Here is a 16,292-nt window from a genome sequence, read left to right on the forward strand (position 1 = left end):
TCCGGGAGTTTTTCGTTCACCCCCGAACCTCGAATTACTTTACGCGAGTTGCCACGGAGTTCCAAATCGAAACGTGTGTAATCTACGCGACTAGACCGGTCTATGTGACCTTCCTCACAAAATTGCGTGATTTCTTGGGTGCTGTTCCTTGATTTTCCGCGGTTTTTGCTTTTTAGCCCCGAGGACATCCCATCTCTAGCCCAGAAATTCCAGTGGTCTAGAGCCCTAGCATTTAGGACACACGACTGAACCCGAGGAAGGGAACCGCAATGGGCGATCTCGCACGACTGCCGCTGCTTGAGAAAGCACCCACTACACATGCTGGCCTGCTGGCATGGGTCGAAGAGGTTGCAGAACTTACCCAGCCGGACCGCATCCACTGGGTTGACGGTACCGAAGAGGAAAACAAGCGCCTCACCGACGAACTCGTCGCAGCAGGAACGCTGACGCGCCTGAACCAGGAGCTCTTCCCCAACTCTTTCGCTGCATTCTCTGATCCCGCGGACGTAGCCCGTGTGGAAGAGCAGACCTTCATCTGCTCCGAGAAGGAGCACGACGCCGGCTTCACCAATAACTGGATGGCCCCGGCTGAGATGAAGCAGAAGCTGCGCGGACTGTTCGCCGGCTCCATGCGCGGCCGCACCATGTACGTGATCCCGTTCGTCATGGGCCACCTGGATGCCGAAGATCCCAAGTTCGGCGTCGAAATCACCGACAGTGCCTACGTTGTTGCCTCGATGCGCATCATGGCCCGCATCGGCACCGACGTGCTGAACCGCATCACCGAGACCAACGCGTTCTTCGTCCCGGCCCTGCACTCCCTGGGTGCCCCGCTCGAGGCCGGCCAGGCCGACGTGCCGTGGCCGTGCAACCCGGACAAGTGGATCGTGCACTTCCCCGAGGAACGCTCCATCTGGTCCTACGGCTCCGGCTACGGCGGAAACGCGCTGCTGGGCAAGAAGTGCTACGCCCTCCGCATCGCCTCCGTGATGGCCCGCGACGAAGGCTGGCTGGCTGAGCACATGCTCATCCTGAAGCTGACGTCCCCGGAGCAGAAGACGTACTACGTCTCGGCGGCCTTCCCGTCCGCATGCGGCAAGACCAACCTCGCGTTGCTCGATCCCACCATCGAAGGCTGGAAGGTGGAGACCCTGGGTGACGACATCACCTGGATGCGCTTCGGCAAGGAAGGCGAGCTCCGCGCCGTCAACCCCGAGGCCGGTCTCTTCGGCGTCGCTCCCGGCACCGGCTGGGGAACCAACCCCAACGCGATGCGCGCCATCGCCAAGGGCAACAGCATCTTCACCAACGTCGCGCTGACCGACGACGGCGGTGTGTGGTGGGAGGGCATGACCGAGGAAGTGCCCGCGCACCTCACTGACTGGCAGGGCAACTCCTGGACTCCGGATTCGGACAAGCCTGCTGCGCATCCGAACTCACGGTTCTGCACGCCGATCGACCAGATCGACATGCTGGCCGAGGAGTACCACAGCCCGAACGGTGTGGAGCTTTCCGCGATTCTCTTCGGTGGCCGCCGCAAGACCACCATTCCGCTGGTCACCGAGGCACGCAGCTGGTCCAACGGCATCTTCATGGGCTCCACCCTGTCGTCCGAGACCACTGCCGCTGCAGCCGGCGCCGTTGGTGTTGTCCGCCGGGATCCGATGGCCATGCTGCCCTTCATCGGCTACGACGCAGGCGACTACCTGAACCACTGGGTGAACCTGTCCGCCAAGGCCAACCCGGAGCGCCTGCCCAAGATCTTCCTGGTCAACTGGTTCCGCCGCAATTCCGAGGGCGGCTTCGCCTGGCCCGGATTCGGTGACAACGCCCGCGTCCTGAAGTGGGCCATCGAGCGCCTCGAAGGCAAGGCTGACGCCGTGGAGACCCCCATCGGGTTCGTTCCCACCGGTGATGCGATCGACCTCAAGGGCCTGGACATGACCCCGGCCCAGGTTGAAGAGGCCGTCCGTGTCGACCCGGCCGAGTGGGCCACCGAGCTCGCGTCGATCGAGGAATGGTTCGCCAACTTCGGCGGTTCGCTGCCCGAGGCACTGCAGTCCGAACTGGAGGGCCTGAAGGCCCGCCTCGGCTAGGTCTTTTAGTGCCGAGTACGACGGCGGCCCCGCACCTTTCCCCCTGGAAGGTGCGGGGCCGCCGTCGTCAATTCACCGTCGATTGCTCCGTAACGGCCCTTTTCCACGGTCAAAACGGCTGTTCTGGAGCAGTCGATCATACGCCTGGCCATTGTGCGGCGCAGCGGCCGGGCGTAGCTTTTAGAGAACTAGTTGTTCTCTAAGTTGAGGGACCGGGGCCTTGGACAACGCCCAGCAGCACACCAAGCGGATCCCGACTGCCATCAGGGCGGCGCTGCCCGGCATCCTGCTCGTGATGTTCCTGGGAGCCCTTGACCAGACGGTCATGGCCTCTGCGCTGCCCACCGTTGCCGGAGACCTGGGTGGTCTGGACCAGATGTCCGCCATCATCACCGGCTACCTTGTCGCCGCCACGGCCGCGATGCCCCTGACCGGCAAGCTCGGCGATGCTTTTGGGCGCAAGCGCGTCCTCCAAGGCTCCCTGATCTTCTTCGTTATTGGCGCGGCGTTGTGCTCCCTGGCGCAGACCGTGCCGGAACTCATCGCCTACCGGGCGGTTCAGGGCATCGGCGGCGGAGGGCTCATGATCGGGGCACAGGCGATCATTGGCGAACTTGTCAGTCCCCGCGACCGCGGCAGGTTTCTTGGCATCATCGGCGCCGCCTTCATTGTGGCCGCGGTAGCCGGTCCACTTGCCGGCGGGGCGGTGGTGGACCACTTCTCCTGGCGCTGGATCTTCTATTTCTACGTGCCGTTGGGCCTGGCCGCCCTGGCCGTGGTGACCCTCACACTCCGGCTGCCGGACACCCCGCGCGGGCGGCGGGTGGACTACGCCGGCGCGGCTTTGCTGTGCCTGGCAATTGTCTCCGTGATCCTGCTCTGCAGCGGCGGCAGCTATTCGGGGCCGGGCTGGGTGGCGCCCGTCCTGGCCGCGGTGGCTGTTGCGGCCACGGCCGGGTGGTTGTTTGCCGCGCGCCGCACGGCGGATCCGATCATCCCGTTGTCGCTGTTCCGCGACGCCGCATTTGCGGTCCCCGCGGCGGTCAGCTTCCTGATCGGCTTCGCCATGTTCGCCACGCTGAGCTACCTTCCGGCGTTCCTGCAGGTGGGCATGGGCATGTCGGCCACCGCTTCGGGCGGAATGCTGATCGCCCTGATGGCCGGACTGTTGTTCACGACGGCGGCATCCGGCGCACTGATCACCCGCACCGGCCGCTACAAGCTGTACCCGGTGGCCGGGACGCTGCTGGCCGTTCCGGGAACCTGGCTGTTCAGCACCATGGATTCGAGGAGCAGCCCGTGGCTGGTGCTGGCGTCGATGCTCTTGCTCGGCCTGGGCATCGGGCTGGTTATGCAAGTCATGGTGCTGGTGGTGCAGAACTCCGTGGAGCGGCGCGACCTGGGCGCCGCCACGTCCACCGTGACCTTTCTTCGCCAGGTGGGCGCCTCTGTTGGTGTAGCAGTTCTGGGTTCCCTGATCACTGTGCGCTTCGCCGCCGCCGTCCCAGCGCCGCTGGCAGCAGCACTGGGGGAGAGCCTCAAATCACTGACGCCCAAGGCGCTTGAGCGTCTGCCTGCTGCGGACCGCAGTGCAGTGGCCGAGGCGTTCGGCCATGCACTTCCGCCCGTTTTCGGCTATGCAGCCATGGTGCTGGCCGCGGCATTCGTCCTGACGCTCTTCCTGCCCGAGCGGGTGCTGCGGACCACGGCGCACTCCGACGCCGCAGACCCTGACGACCGCAAACCACGAGGAGCCCCCGATGACTGAGAAGACCACCGCCCCGCTGGCCGATTTCGGCGCAGGAGACATCGCCTCCGCCGGTGGAAAGGGTGCCGCCCTGGGCGAGCTGGTGCGCCAGGGATTTCCGGTGCCGCCGGGCTTCATCATCACCACCGGCGCGTACCTGTCCTTCCTGGCGGAGACAAGGGTGGGTGCGGCGCTGGAGGGCCTGCTGCGAGCAGACCCCGCCGGCGGCCCGGACATTGGCACGGCTGAGGGTGAAAGCCGCGGCGCCGCCATCCGTGCCCTGTTCGTGGGCACGGAAATTCCCGGGCAGTTGAGGCAAGAGATCGCGGCAGCCTATGCGGAGCTGGGCGGCGGGGCCGTGGCAGTCCGTTCCAGCGCCACGGCGGAGGACTTGCCGGGGGCCGCGTTCGCCGGCCAGCAGGACACGTATTTGAACGTACTCGGCGAGGACGCCGTGGTCCAGGCGGTCGCCGACTGCTGGGCGTCGCTGTGGACGGACCGGGCCGTTGCCTACCGCCAGCGTCAGGGGATCGATCCGCGCGGGCTGGCCATCGCCGTCGTCGTGCAGAGAATGGTGCCCGCCGATACGGCCGGAGTCATGTTCACCGCTAACCCCGTCACGGGCGAGCGTGGTGAAATCGTGGTGGACGCGAGCCCTGGGCTGGGGGAGGCAGTGGTCGCAGGGCGGGTGACGCCGGAACACTATGTCCTGGACCGCACGGGAAAGGCGCTCAGCTTTGCGCCCGGTGGCCGGGAAGTGGTGATCACCGCGGCCGAGGGCGGCGGCACACAGGAAAACCCCGGAGCGCCGGGCACCGGGCCGGAGCTGGCCGCGGATCAACTGACGGAGCTGGCCCGTCTGGGCCAGCGGGCACAGCAACACTTCGGGCGGCCGCAGGACATTGAATGGGCGGTGTCCGGGGGATTCCTGTACGTGCTGCAGTCGCGGCCCATGACGGCGCTGCCGCCCCAGCCGCGGACGCTCAACCCCTTCCAACGTCGGCTCGGGCCGTTTTTCATGGAGATGTTCCAGGAACGGCCCTATCCGCTGGATGTGTCCGGCTGGATGAGCCGGGGGATCCTGGCCATGCTGCATCGGATGGCCGGAAGCGTGGGGGTGGTCTTCCCAACGGTTGATCACCTGCTCCCGGAGGAGGACGGCGTGGTGGTGCGGCTCGTCCCGCCGATTCCGCACCCGACCATCCGGACGCTGGCCGCGCCTGTGTCATTGGCGCGCCGCGCCAGGCAGTTCAATCCGGCCAAATGGACGCAGGATCCACGGTTTTCCGCGTTCCTTGAGAACGTGGAACAGCTGAACGGGAAGGATCCCGGCCCGTTACGGTGGCGTGCCGTCGTCGCACTCGCGGAAGAATCCTTCGCAACGATGCGGGGCATCACGGATCTGCGCGTCTCCTACCTGCCCGGAGTATTCGTGCCGTTGCTGAAAATGCGTCTGATGCTCGTGCTGCTGGGCAAGGCTAAGCTGGCGGCTGCGCTGATCGCCGGGGCGGAAACCCGGACCAGCCAGGCGAACCGCGCCCTTGAACAGCTGGCTGCGGTTGCCGCCGATGATCCCGGACTGGCACGCGCCTTTGCTGAGTCGGACCCGGGCCGGCTGCTGGAGTTGGTGGAAAAGGAACCCGAACACGTCGCCTTCCGCGAGGCTTTCAAAGCGTTTCTGCTCGAATACGGCCACCGTGAAACCATCAGCGTTGTCCTGAGCAGCGCGCCCACCTGGTCCGATGCGCCGGAAGTGGTGCTGGGGCTGGTGAAGGCCATGTTCGGAGAGCGGCTCCAGACGGTGGACCAGACCGGGATGGCGCTGTCCGAGTTGAGGAGGCACCCGCTGCTCCGGTTCGCGCCGCTGCGCCGGAGCGTGCTGGCCGCCGTCGGGTCCGCACGGAGCGGAATGGCGTTCCGCGAGGACAGCCACTTCTACGCGACAAAGGTCATTCCGCCGATGCGCCGCGCGTACCGGGAGCTCGGCCACCGCCTGGTTCTTGCTGGCGTGGTCGACGACGCGCACGACGTCTACCACCTGCGCTTCGAGGAGCTGGCGTCCATCACGGACACGGACGACGGCGGGGCGCTGCCAGCTTCCGTCCGGGAGCGTTTCCGTCCGGTGGTGCTGGCGCGGGCGGCGAAGCGGCGCGAGCTGGAGGGTATCCCGTTACTGGACCCGGCTTTGCTCTTTGGCCGGAACCGCCGTGTGAAAGATGCCCTCGTCACCGGAACGCCAGCCAGCCGCGGCCAGGCGAGCGGGCCCGTGCGGGTGATCCGTGGTCCTGCCGAGTTCGGCCAGCTGCGCACTGGTGAGGTGCTGGTCTGCCCGTATACCAACCCGTCCTGGACACCCCTGTTCCAGCGGGCCGCCGCGGTGGTGGTGGACACCGGAGGGCTCGGCTCGCATGCGGCGATCGTGGCGAGGGAGTACGGAATTCCGGCTGTCATGGGCACTGGTTCAGGTACCAGCACCCTGGCCGACGGGCAGCGCGTACTTGTGGACGGAACCGCCGGAGCGGTCCTGTCCGCGCCCACGTCGGACGGGGCCTGAGATGCCGGATCTCCAGGACCACCGAAAGCTGCCGCGCCGCCGCGGAGCTGCCCTGAACAGTGCCATCTTCGAAGCGGTCCGGGCGGAGATCGCCGAATCCGGGTATGCCGCCTTGACCATGGACAGCGTCGCCGAGCGCGCCCGGGCCAGTAAGGCCTCGCTGTACAGGCGGTGGCCCGGACGTGCGGCGTTGGTACTTGAAGCGGCTTACGATGCGATGCCCAGCCCCGCGTCCGTCCCCGACACGGGAAGCCTGCGCGGAGATGCGCTGGCAGTCCTGCGGCAGGTGGCGCAGCAACTTCAAGGAGTGGTGGGGCAGGCCATGCGCGGGCTGCTGGGCGAGGCGCTTCAGAACCCGTCGGTGGCCGCGGAAATCCACGACTACACACGGGGCAACGTCGTCAAGGTCATGCGCGCCATTATTGAGCAGGCCGTGGCCCGGGGCGAATGCGACCCCGCCCTGGCCACGGCCTGCAAGATCGAGGCGGGCCCCGCCCTGCTGCGGCAGAGATTCATCTTCTCGGCCACGCCCATCGAGGACGATTATCTGGTGCAGGTGGTGGACGAGGTGATGCTGCCGTTGCTGGGGGTCAGCCCGCCTGGGGCGCCGGCAGTCGGCTGAAGGTCTCGGCTAGCTCGCCAGCCAGATGTCCGGGCCGAAGACCTCGTAGTGGATCTTCGTGGCAGGGATTCCCGCATTGATGGCCTCGTTGCGGATGCTCTTCATGAACGGCAGCGGTCCGCAGAGGTACAGCGAGGCGTTGGCCGGCAGGTCCACTTCGCGCAGGGACATGAAGCCGGCGTTGGAACCGGCCTGCGGTTCTTCCAGCCAGAGCTGGAGGTCGGCTCCCTCGAGGCGTTCGACGTCGTCCGTCATCTGGGAGCGCAGCGCCCAGGACTCCAGATCGCTTTCCGCGTGCAGGACCAGGACCTGGCGGTCCGAGCCGGCGTCCGCGAGGGAACGCAGGATGGACGCGGTCGGCGTGCAGCCGATGCCTGCGGAGGCCAGGACAACCGGGCCCTCGCCTTCCTTGAGCGTGATCTCGCCGTAGGGGTTGGAGATCTCGAGGATGTCGCCCACCTGGACGGTGTCGTGCAGGACGGGGGAGACCTCGCCGCCGTCGTCCTTCTTGGTGGTGAAGCTGCGGCTCGTGCCGGCGTCGCCGGAGAGAGAATACTGGCGGACCTGGCGCAGCCCGTCCGGGAGGGTGACCTTGACGCTGACGTACTGGCCGGGCAGGGCGGGCGTGATGGGGGTGTCGTCGGCCGGTTCCAGGGTGAAGGTCATCGACCCGGTGCCGGCGGGGGTCTTGGCGGCGACCTTCCACGGGCTCCACATGGTGCCGTTGGCCTGTGCGGCGTAGAGGCCCTTTTCGAGCTTGATCAGGGCGTCCGCCATCAGCCAGTAGACCTCGGTCCAGGCTTCGGCGATTTCCGGGGTGATGACCTCGGCAAGGTCTTCGGCGATGGCGGCGAAGAGGTGCTCGTAGACCACCTGGTACTGAGGTTCGGTGATGCCGAGGGAGGCGTGGCGGTGGGCGATGCGGGCGAGCACGGTCTCCGGCAGGGTGCCGGGGTTGTTCACCAGGTGGGTGGCGAAAGCGGCGATGCTTCCGGCCAGGGCCTGCTGCTGGTTGCCGTTGCGCTGGTTCGAGCGGCTGAAGAGCCCGTCCAGCAGCTCCGGGTGCGCCGCGAAGAGCCGGGCGTAGAACTTGGGGGTGATTTCGCCGATCCGGGAACCGACCAACGGGAGGGTGGCTTCGATGACGGGGCGGGATTTGTCCGAGAGCATGCGTACTCCTGAGGTAAGGGCCCGGGGCGTACATCCGAACCGCGTCAATACATGTATTCGAAATACAAGTATTTATACCTAAGTTCTACACTTCGTAGAAGAGATATCCAAATCGGGGGCGGCGGATCCGGAAATACCCGGTCTGCAGGGGGCCGGGGGTCAGAGCCCCGGACGGAGCCCGATCGCCTGGAACACAGGCGCCATCTGGCGGGATCCGGGAAGGGTGGACACCACAATGTCGTCGAGTTCCCGGTAAAAGGCTTCCCGGGCGCGCGAGAGTGCCCCGCGAAGCCGGCAGTCGTTGATGAGCGGGCAGTCGCCATTCAATGAGTGGCAGTCGGCCGGATCCACCCGGGTGTTCAGGAGCCGCAGCAGCTGGCCCACGGTGGCCCTGCGTCCGGCTTCGTTGAGCCTGGAGCCGCCGTTCCGGCCCCGTTCGACGTCGATCACGCCAAGTTCACGGAGTTTGGCCATGGCCTTGCTGACGTGGTTGTACGGGGTGCCCACGGCATCGGCGATGCTCTGCGTGGTCAGCAGGTTGCCGTCAGGGGCTGCGGACAGCACCATCATGGCCCGCAGGCTCACATCCGCGAAGGCGTTGATCTTCATGTCATCAACCTAGTGGAGGTCTAGTCCACCCAGATGGCGGGTTCGTTGGAATCAGCTGAAAGCTGCCCGAACTCCCATTCGCGTGACTCGGTGTTGGGTTCGTAGGGCAGGACGGCGGCGAACACGGACCCGTCACGGTGCTCGGCCGCCACGTGGATGGCATCCGTGTCTTCTTCCAGCAGGGTGATGTCGCAGACCACGGCGGCGGCACGGAAATCGTCCCGGTTCTGCCGAAGCAGTTCCGTGAGGTCGCTGATCATCGTATCGGCATCGAATTCACCCTCCGAGCCGTCCTCGGCGTCCGCAGGGGTGACGGCGACGAGGCGCACCTCGCCGTCGTTCTCCACCACGAGTGCGAAGGGCAGGAACCCGCCATTGCGCCCGAGCTGCTCCTGTGCCGCGCCGACGCCCGTGCCCAGCAGGTTTTCCAGGTCGGTGGCCGTGGCCTCGGGCACAGAGTCCCGCCAGGGCGTTCCGGAAAGTTCAGCCATGCGGGCGGCCTAGCCGTTGACCAGGGCAAGCACGCGGTCGCGGATGCGTTCCATCGTGGCCCTGTCCGTGGCCTCGGCGTTCAGGCGAAGGAACGGTTCGGTGTTGGAGGGGCGCAGGTTGAACCACCAGCTGCCGTCGCGGGCAGTGAACGTGCTGCCGTCCAGCAGGTCGACATCCACGTCTTCGCCGGCAAAATCGGCACGGACCCGCTCCACGGCGCCTGCCTTGTCGTCAATTTCGGAGTTGATTTCCCCGGAGGAAACGTAGGGTTCGTACTCGTGGCCGAGCTCGGACAGCGGGCCGTCCTGCTCGCCGAGGGCGGCCAGGACGTGCATGGCGGCCAGCATGCCGGTGTCTGCATTCCAGAAGTCGCGGAAGTAGAAGTGCGCGGAGTGCTCCCCGCCGAAGACGGCGCCTTCCTCTGCCATGACGGCCTTGATGAACGAGTGCCCGACCCGTGTGCGGACGGCGCGGCCGCCGTCGTGCTCCACCAGTTCCGGAACCGCCTTGGAGGTCAGCAGGTTGTGGATGATGGTGGGCGTTTCCTCGCCCTGTGCCTTGGCGCGGGCGATCTCGCGGCGGGCCACCATACCGGTGATGGCCGACGGTGAGACGGGGTTGCCCTTCTCGTCGATGACGAAGCAGCGGTCAGCGTCGCCGTCGAAGGCCAGTCCGATGTCCGCGCCGTGCTCGATGACGGCAGCCTGCAGATCCAGCAGGTTTTCCGGCTCGAGCGGGTTGGCCGGGTGGTTCGGGAAGGAACCGTCCAGCTCGAAGTAGAGGGGAATGATGTCGAACGGCAGCTTGGGCAGGAGGGCGCCGCCCAGCACCGCCGGGGTGGTCAGGCCTGCCATGCCGTTGCCGGCGTCCACCACCACCTTCAGGGGGCGGGATCCCTTGAGGTCCACGAGCTTGCGCAGGTATTCGGAGTAGTCCTTGAGGACATCGTGGACACCGATGAGGCCGCGCGTGCCCGCGGCCGGGATGGATCCGGCGTGGAGATATTCCTCCGCGCGGGCCTGGATTTCCTTCAGGCCCGACTCCGAGGAAATGGGCTGGGCTCCGGCCTTGGACATCTTGATGCCGTTGTATTCGGCGGGATTGTGGCTGGCGGTGAACGTGGCGCCGGCCGCGTTGAGTGCACCGCAGGCGTAATAGAGCTCGTCCGTGGAGATGAGGTCCAGCAGCTGGACGTTTGCTCCGCGGGTGGCAGCGCCGTTGGCGAAGGCCTTGCTGAACTCGGGGGAGGAGGGGCGCATGTCGCCGCCCACCAGGACCGTCTGGCCCTCGAGCTCCAGGACATCCACGAACGCGGCGCCTACGGCTTCGACGATTTCGGCAGTGATGGATTCGCCCACAATGCCACGCACGTCGTAGGCCTTGAACGATGCCGAAAGGTCAAAAGTCTTTGTCTGGTCGCTAGTCACGCGTTCCATCTTACGTTGAAGCGCAACGCGGCTGTGGAGGAGTAGTTGAGTTACGCGGGCGTGCCGTGCGGGCCCGGGTGTAACATCTGCTGTCCACATGGCCGGAGCCTGAACTTCCCGGCTGTCAGAGAGGGCTGGGATACTGAACCAATGGCCAATAACCAGAATGCTTCAGTCCTTTCCGCTTCCGTCGATCTTCCCGCAGGTGAAACGGGCACCCGGGACCAGGCCCTGGAAGTGCTGCGAAGCCTGGTGGGACATCCGGAAGCCCGCTTTCACGACGGCCAGTACGAGGCCATTGAGGCGCTGGTCGACCGCGGCCGCCGCGCCCTGGTGGTGCAGCGCACCGGCTGGGGAAAGTCGGCCGTCTACTTTGTGGCCTCGCTGCTGCTCAGGCGCCGCGGAGCCGGCCCCACAGTGATCGTGTCGCCGCTGCTGGCACTGATGCGGGACCAGGTGGCGGCAGCGGCCCGGGCCGGCGTCCGCGCCGTCGCCATCAACTCCGCCAACCAGCTGGAGTGGGATGCTGTCCGCGGGCAGCTGGCTGCGGACGAGGTGGACGTGCTGCTTGTTTCGCCGGAGCGGCTCACCAATCCGTCCTTCCGGGAGAACCAGCTTCCGGAACTGATCCGCCGCACCGGGCTCCTGGTGATTGACGAGGCACACTGCATCTCGGACTGGGGCCATGACTTCCGCCCTGACTACCGGCGCATCGCGGACCTCATCACACAGCTTCCGGACACCGTGCCCGTGCTGGCCACCACCGCAACCGCCAACTCCCGCGTGGTCCACGACATCGAGGAACAGCTGGGCGACGGCGTGCTCACCATCCGCGGCGCCCTTGGCCGTGAGTCGCTGCGGCTCGGCGTGCTGAGCCTGCCGGACTCCCGCGACCGGCTGGGCTGGCTGCTGACCCACCTGGCGGACCTGCCGGGCAGCGGCATCATCTACACCCTCACAGTCTCCGCTGCCGAGGACACCGCGCGCCTGCTCGCCGAGGCCGGCCATGAGGTGCTCGCCTACACGGGGCGCACGGATCCCGCGGACCGTGAACGGGCTGAGCAGCTCCTCAAGGACAACGAGGTCAAGGCGCTGGTGGCCACCTCGGCCCTTGGCATGGGCTTCGACAAACCTGACCTGGGCTTCGTGGTGCACCTGGGTGCGCCATCCTCCCCGGTGGCCTACTACCAGCAGGTGGGCCGTGCGGGGCGTGGCGCGGCGAACGCCGATGTCCTGCTGCTGCCCGGCTCGGACGACCGCGACATCTGGCAGTACTTCGCCACGGCATCCATGCCGTCGGAGGAAAAGGCCGCGGCGGTCCTCACTGCGCTGGCCGAGGCCGGCGCCGCTGTATCCACCGTGGCCCTCGAAGCCCGTGTGGACCTCCGGCGCACGCCGCTCGAACTGCTGCTCAAGGTCCTGTCCGTGGACGGAGCAGTGGAGCGCGTGGGCGGCGGCTGGCGTTCCACCGGCCAGCCCTGGACCTACGACGCCGAACGGTACACGCGCATTGCCGAGGCCCGGGTCGATGAGCAGGATTCCATGGTGATCTACCAGGACACGGCCGGGTGCCGGATGGAGTACATCACCTCGGTCCTGGACGACGAAACGGCCCACGCGTGCGGCCGCTGCGACAACTGCGCCGGACGCTGGTTCCCGGCGGACATCGCGTCAGCTGCAACGGAAGCGGCGGGGCAGACGCTCAGCCGTGCCGGCATCGCACTGGAGCCGCGCCTGCAGTGGCCCAGCGGCATGGACAGGCTCGGCGTGACCGTCAAGGGCAAGATCAAGCCGGATGAGAGCCTGGCCGAGGGCCGGGTGCTGGCCCGCCTGACGGACCTCGGCTGGGGCGGTGCCCTGCGGGAAATATTCGCATCAGGAGCCGCGGACCGCGAGGTGGACCCCGCCATGCTCCAGGCCTGCGTCCAGGTCCTCCGCGAATGGGGCACCGGAAACGAACGCAACCCCGGCTGGAGCGGCGCCGGACGTCCCGCAGCCATCGTCAGCATCCCGTCGCGCAGCAAGCCCGCCCTCGTTGGCTCCCTTGCGCGGGGCATCTCCGGGATTGGCCGCATACCGTACCTGGGCGAGCTGAACCTGGAGCACGGCGGACCCACCGGCGGGCGCGGAGGCAACAGCGCCTACCGCCTGGCCGGAGTCTGGGAACGCCTCGCCGTGGGACCTGAGCTGGAAGCGGCCATGGCCGGCATCCAGGGGCAGAGCATCATGCTGGTGGACGACCTCACGGACAGCCGCTGGACGGTCACAGTCGCGGGCCGGGCCCTGCGCCGGGCCGGGGCCGGGGCCGTGCTTCCGCTCGTGCTGGGACAGGCGGGGTAGGGCCCTCCGGCGGGTCCGCGTAAGGGGCGGACTTATTCTGGCACCATGCCTGGCACGCCTATAGGATCGGCGAATGAGTCCAGGCCAGGAGCCATGAGCGAACCACTGAACAACGCCGCTTCGGCTGTCCGCCAGGAGTGGCAGCCCCGGCTGGCCCTGCTCGTTGCTGCGACCTTCTTTATGGAATTCCTGGACGGCACGGTGCTGACCACTGCCATCCCCAGCATTGCGGGGGATTTCGCCGTGGCGCCGGCGGACGTCAACATCACCATGACGGCTTACCTCATGACGGTGGCCATGGGCATTCCGGTCAGCGGGTGGCTGGCCGAACGGGTGGGCGCCCGTCGTGTCTTCTGCGCCGCCATCGCCGTGTTCACCATTGCCTCGCTTTTGTGCGCGCTGAGCCAGGACCTCACTATGCTCACCGTCAGCCGTGTCCTGCAGGGCGCCGGCGGCGCCATGATGGTGCCGGTCGGCACGCTCGTGGTGCTGCGCCGCACCCCCAAGGAAGACCTGCTGCGGGCCACGGCCTACCTGGTGTGGCCGGGGCTGTTGGCACCGGTCCTTGCGCCGTTGGTGGGCGGAGCGCTGACCACGTTCCTGTCGTGGCACTGGATCTTCCTGATCAACATTCCGTTGGGACTGGCTGCGTTCATAGCTGCCCTGCGGTTGGTCCCCAAGGGAGCGGGAGACCAGTCCCGGCGCCTTGACTGGGTAGGGCTGCTGCTGACAACGCTGGGCGTGGGTGCCCTGGTGGTGGGCCTCGAACTCGCCACTGCCCACCCCTCGGGGCCGTTCGGTGCGACCTGCGTGGCCGCGGGCTTCGTGTCGATTGCGGGGGCGGTCCTGTGGTTGCGGCGCACCACCAACCCGCTCTTCCAGCTGAATGTCTTTGCCACCCGGACGTTCCGGGCAACGTCCACGGGCGGGTTTATCTATCGCCTGACCATCAGCGCGGTCCCCTTCCTGCTGCCGCTCATGTTCCAGGATGGTTTCGGCTGGGATCCCCTGCATGCGGGCATCATGGTGGCCGCGGTTTTCGTGGGCAATATCGGCATCAAACCGGCAACAACACCGCTCATCCGCAGGTTCGGCTTTAAGCCCGTCCTCGTTTTCGCGTCGCTCGCATCGGCCGCAACCTTTGCCGTGTGCGCCCTGCTGGACGCCGGAACCCCGGAACCGCTCATCTTCGCCTTGCTGGTCTGCAGCGGCGCGTTCCGCTCCATCGGTTTCTCGGCGTACGCTTCCATCCAGTACGCCGACATCGTCCCGGGGCAGCTGCCGTCCGCCAACGCAATTTCGGCCACCCTGGTCCAGCTTGCGGCCGGTGCCGGCATCGCCGTTGGCGCCCTGTTCCTCCGGCTCTTCGCCGCCCCCGGCGCCTTCGGGGCAGACCCCGTTGCGCCCTACCGGGGCGCGTTCCTGGCCATCACGGTTCTGATGCTGCTCAGCACCGCCGACAGCCTGGCGCTGCACCGGCAGGCCGGAGCCGAAGTCAGCCGCGGGCGTTCCGCGGCACCCAAGGCCGCGAACTCCTAGGCCGCAAACCCCAGGCAGCTCGCCGGGCCCCGAACCCCCAGGCAGCTCGCCGAGGCCGTGAATTACAAACCACCGGACCTCTGGGACTCCAGCACCGCCATGGCCGCGTTGTGGCCGCCAAGGGCGCTCACTGCCCCGCCGCGCCGTGCTCCGGAGCCGCACAGCAGGATCCGGGGATCGTCGGTGGCCACGCCCCAGCGCCGGGCAGGGGTGTCCAGCGGGGCGTCGTCCTCGGCGAACGGCCAGTCGAGCCCGCCGTGGAAGATGTTGCCGCGGGGCATGCCCACGGCACGCTGGATGTCCAGCGTGGTTTTGGTTTCGATGCACGGGGTTCCGTCGGCGCTCATCAGCATCAGCTGCTCTATCGGTTCTGCCAGCACTGCGTTGAGGGATTTCACGACGGCGGCCTGCAGCACCGTGCGCATCCGGTCGTTGTTCTCCGCCGTGATGAGCCTGTCCGGAACGTGCAGTCCGAAAACAGTCAGGGTGTGGGCGCCGGACGCCTGCAGCTCCGGGGAGAGGATGGTGGGATCGGTCAGCGAATGGCAGTAGATCTCGCATGGCAGCGGATCCGGGACTGTCCCCTGCTCCGCTGCCAGGTAAGCGTCGTCCAGCTGGGTCCAGGTTTCGTTGATGTGGAACGTGCCGCCGAAGGCCGCCTCCGGGCTGACGCGGCTGTCAAGCAGCCGCGGCAGCCGCGTGAGCAGCAGGTTCACCTTGACCTGTGAACCCTCGCGCCGGTGGTTCGGATTTGCGGGCTCCCCGGTACTGCTGCCCCGCAGCCTGTCCAGGACCACGGGCGCGACGTTGGACAGTACCCAGCCCGCGGAGACTGAATGTTCCCGGCCGCCATGGCGGTAGTCCACCGAGCCGCCGGACCGGACGGCCGTGACCTCGGCAGACGTCAGGATGGCGGCGCCGGCTTCGCGGGCGGCGCGCTCGAGCTCGCCCGAGACCGTCCCCATGCCGCCGATGGGAACATCCCAGTCACCGGTTCCGCCGCCCAGGAGGTGGTACAGGAAGCAGATGTTCTGCTGGAGGTCGGCGCCGTCCGCCCGGGCGAAGGTCCCGATCAGGGCATCCGTCAGGACCACGCCGCGCACCAGGTCGCTGTGCAGCCTGCTGGTGATGGTTTCGCCAAGTGGCTGCTCGACCAGCGATGCCCACACCGCCCCGGCTCCTGCCGCGGTGGCGAGCCGCTTGGCCTCCGACCGGGTGAGCAACGGCGATGTCATGGTGGGCCACAGTGTCCCGGTGAGCTTCCCGCACTCCGCGTAGAAGTGTTCAAAGTCGGCGGCCTCGGTGGCCGCCGCCCCCACTGCGGCAAATGATGCGGCTGTTGCCCCGGCGTCGCCGTTGTCGATCAGGAGGCCACGTCCGGGGTTTGCCGGGTCCGGCGTATAGGAGGAGTAGCGCCGGCGGGCGAGCCGGATCCGCAGTCCGAGGTCGTCAATGATTTCCTGCGGCAGCAGGCTCACCAGGTAGGAGTACCGGGAAAGCCGCGCGTCGACGCCGTCGAACGCCTGGGCGGAAACGGCAGCGCCTCCGGCATGGTCCAGTTTCTCCAGGAGCAGGACCTCCCGCCCGGCTCTGGCCAGATAGGCTGCAGCCGCCAGGCCGTTGTGCCCGCCGCCGACAATAACCACATCATGCTTGCTGCTGCTCGCCATCTGGCCATCCTGCCACCTCTTGCACC

Annotated in this window: 11 protein-coding genes; 6 read left to right on the forward strand and 5 right to left on the reverse strand. The window is 67.2% G+C overall.

All coding sequences use genetic code 11. From position 1 onward, the window contains the following. Positions 1–269 precede the first annotated feature (269 nt). From AB0N24_RS19445 to AB0N24_RS19460, 4 genes are all read left to right on the forward strand, one after another. A complete protein-coding gene (locus AB0N24_RS19445) occupies positions 270–2,096 on the forward strand; it encodes a phosphoenolpyruvate carboxykinase (GTP) (protein WP_364127755.1) in 1,827 nt (608 codons plus the stop codon). Between the two features lie 220 nt (positions 2,097–2,316). Then, a complete protein-coding gene (locus AB0N24_RS19450) occupies positions 2,317–3,864 on the forward strand; it encodes an MDR family MFS transporter (protein ID WP_364127758.1) in 1,548 nt (515 codons plus the stop codon). Next, positions 3,857–6,397 carry a PEP/pyruvate-binding domain-containing protein gene (locus AB0N24_RS19455; RefSeq protein WP_364127761.1) on the forward strand — a complete coding sequence of 847 codons (2,541 nt, stop codon included), beginning with the start codon at positions 3,857–3,859 and terminating at the stop codon, positions 6,395–6,397. Before AB0N24_RS19450 ends, AB0N24_RS19455 begins: the two co-directional genes overlap by 8 nt. A gap of 1 nt (position 6,398) precedes the next feature. Beyond that, positions 6,399–7,019, forward strand: coding sequence for a TetR/AcrR family transcriptional regulator (locus tag AB0N24_RS19460; RefSeq protein WP_364127763.1), 621 nt, complete (start codon positions 6,399–6,401; stop codon positions 7,017–7,019). Between the two features lie 9 nt (positions 7,020–7,028). Here AB0N24_RS19460 and AB0N24_RS19465 read toward each other — a convergent pair whose 3' ends face one another. From AB0N24_RS19465 to AB0N24_RS19480, 4 genes are all read right to left on the reverse strand, one after another. Then, a complete protein-coding gene (locus AB0N24_RS19465; protein ID WP_364127765.1) occupies positions 7,029–8,189 on the reverse strand; it encodes a globin domain-containing protein in 1,161 nt (386 codons plus the stop codon). A gap of 159 nt (positions 8,190–8,348) precedes the next feature. Beyond that, positions 8,349–8,798 carry an Rrf2 family transcriptional regulator gene (locus AB0N24_RS19470; protein ID WP_214952323.1) on the reverse strand — a complete coding sequence of 150 codons (450 nt, stop codon included), beginning with the start codon at positions 8,796–8,798 and terminating at the stop codon, positions 8,349–8,351. A 20-nt stretch (positions 8,799–8,818) separates the two neighbouring features. Next, positions 8,819–9,289, reverse strand: coding sequence for a hypothetical protein (locus AB0N24_RS19475; protein ID WP_104173962.1), 471 nt, complete (start codon positions 9,287–9,289; stop codon positions 8,819–8,821). 9 nt (positions 9,290–9,298) lie between these two features. Beyond that, entirely contained in the window at positions 9,299–10,717 is a 1,419-nt protein-coding gene (locus AB0N24_RS19480; protein ID WP_364127769.1) for a phosphomannomutase/phosphoglucomutase, read from the reverse strand. A 150-nt stretch (positions 10,718–10,867) separates the two neighbouring features. Between AB0N24_RS19480 and AB0N24_RS19485 the strand changes: the two genes are divergently transcribed. Together AB0N24_RS19485 and AB0N24_RS19490 are read left to right on the forward strand one after the other, a co-directional pair. Next, entirely contained in the window at positions 10,868–13,057 is a 2,190-nt protein-coding gene (locus AB0N24_RS19485; protein ID WP_364127772.1) for a RecQ family ATP-dependent DNA helicase, read from the forward strand. Between the two features lie 93 nt (positions 13,058–13,150). Then, a complete protein-coding gene (locus AB0N24_RS19490; RefSeq protein WP_364127775.1) occupies positions 13,151–14,596 on the forward strand; it encodes an MFS transporter in 1,446 nt (481 codons plus the stop codon). Positions 14,597–14,658: 62 nt separating this feature from the next. Here the strand turns inward: AB0N24_RS19490 and AB0N24_RS19495 are convergent, their stop codons facing one another. After that, positions 14,659–16,266, reverse strand: a complete 1,608-nt coding sequence (locus tag AB0N24_RS19495) for an NAD(P)/FAD-dependent oxidoreductase (RefSeq protein ID WP_364127777.1) — start codon at positions 16,264–16,266, stop codon at positions 14,659–14,661. Positions 16,267–16,292: the final 26 nt, after the last annotated feature.

The sequence above is a fragment of the Arthrobacter sp. NPDC093128 genome, from assembly GCF_040683875.1.
GTDB lineage: Bacteria > Actinomycetota > Actinomycetes > Actinomycetales > Micrococcaceae > Arthrobacter.

Bases quoted from the DNA above. Each gene is read 5' to 3' on its own strand.
- AB0N24_RS19495 (WP_364127777.1), bottom strand. From the start codon at position 16,266: ATGGCGAGCAGCAGCAAGCATGATGTGGTTATTGTCGGCGGCGGGCAC.
- AB0N24_RS19460 (WP_364127763.1), top strand. From the start codon at position 6,399: ATGCCGGATCTCCAGGACCACCGAAAGCTGCCGCGCCGCCGCGGAGCT.
- AB0N24_RS19470 (WP_214952323.1), bottom strand. From the start codon at position 8,798: ATGAAGATCAACGCCTTCGCGGATGTGAGCCTGCGGGCCATGATGGTG.
- AB0N24_RS19455 (WP_364127761.1), top strand. From the start codon at position 3,857: ATGACTGAGAAGACCACCGCCCCGCTGGCCGATTTCGGCGCAGGAGAC.
- AB0N24_RS19490 (WP_364127775.1), top strand. From the start codon at position 13,151: ATGAGCGAACCACTGAACAACGCCGCTTCGGCTGTCCGCCAGGAGTGG.
- AB0N24_RS19445 (WP_364127755.1), top strand. From the start codon at position 270: ATGGGCGATCTCGCACGACTGCCGCTGCTTGAGAAAGCACCCACTACA.
- AB0N24_RS19465 (WP_364127765.1), bottom strand. From the start codon at position 8,189: ATGCTCTCGGACAAATCCCGCCCCGTCATCGAAGCCACCCTCCCGTTG.
- AB0N24_RS19475 (WP_104173962.1), bottom strand. From the start codon at position 9,289: ATGGCTGAACTTTCCGGAACGCCCTGGCGGGACTCTGTGCCCGAGGCC.
- AB0N24_RS19485 (WP_364127772.1), top strand. From the start codon at position 10,868: ATGGCCAATAACCAGAATGCTTCAGTCCTTTCCGCTTCCGTCGATCTT.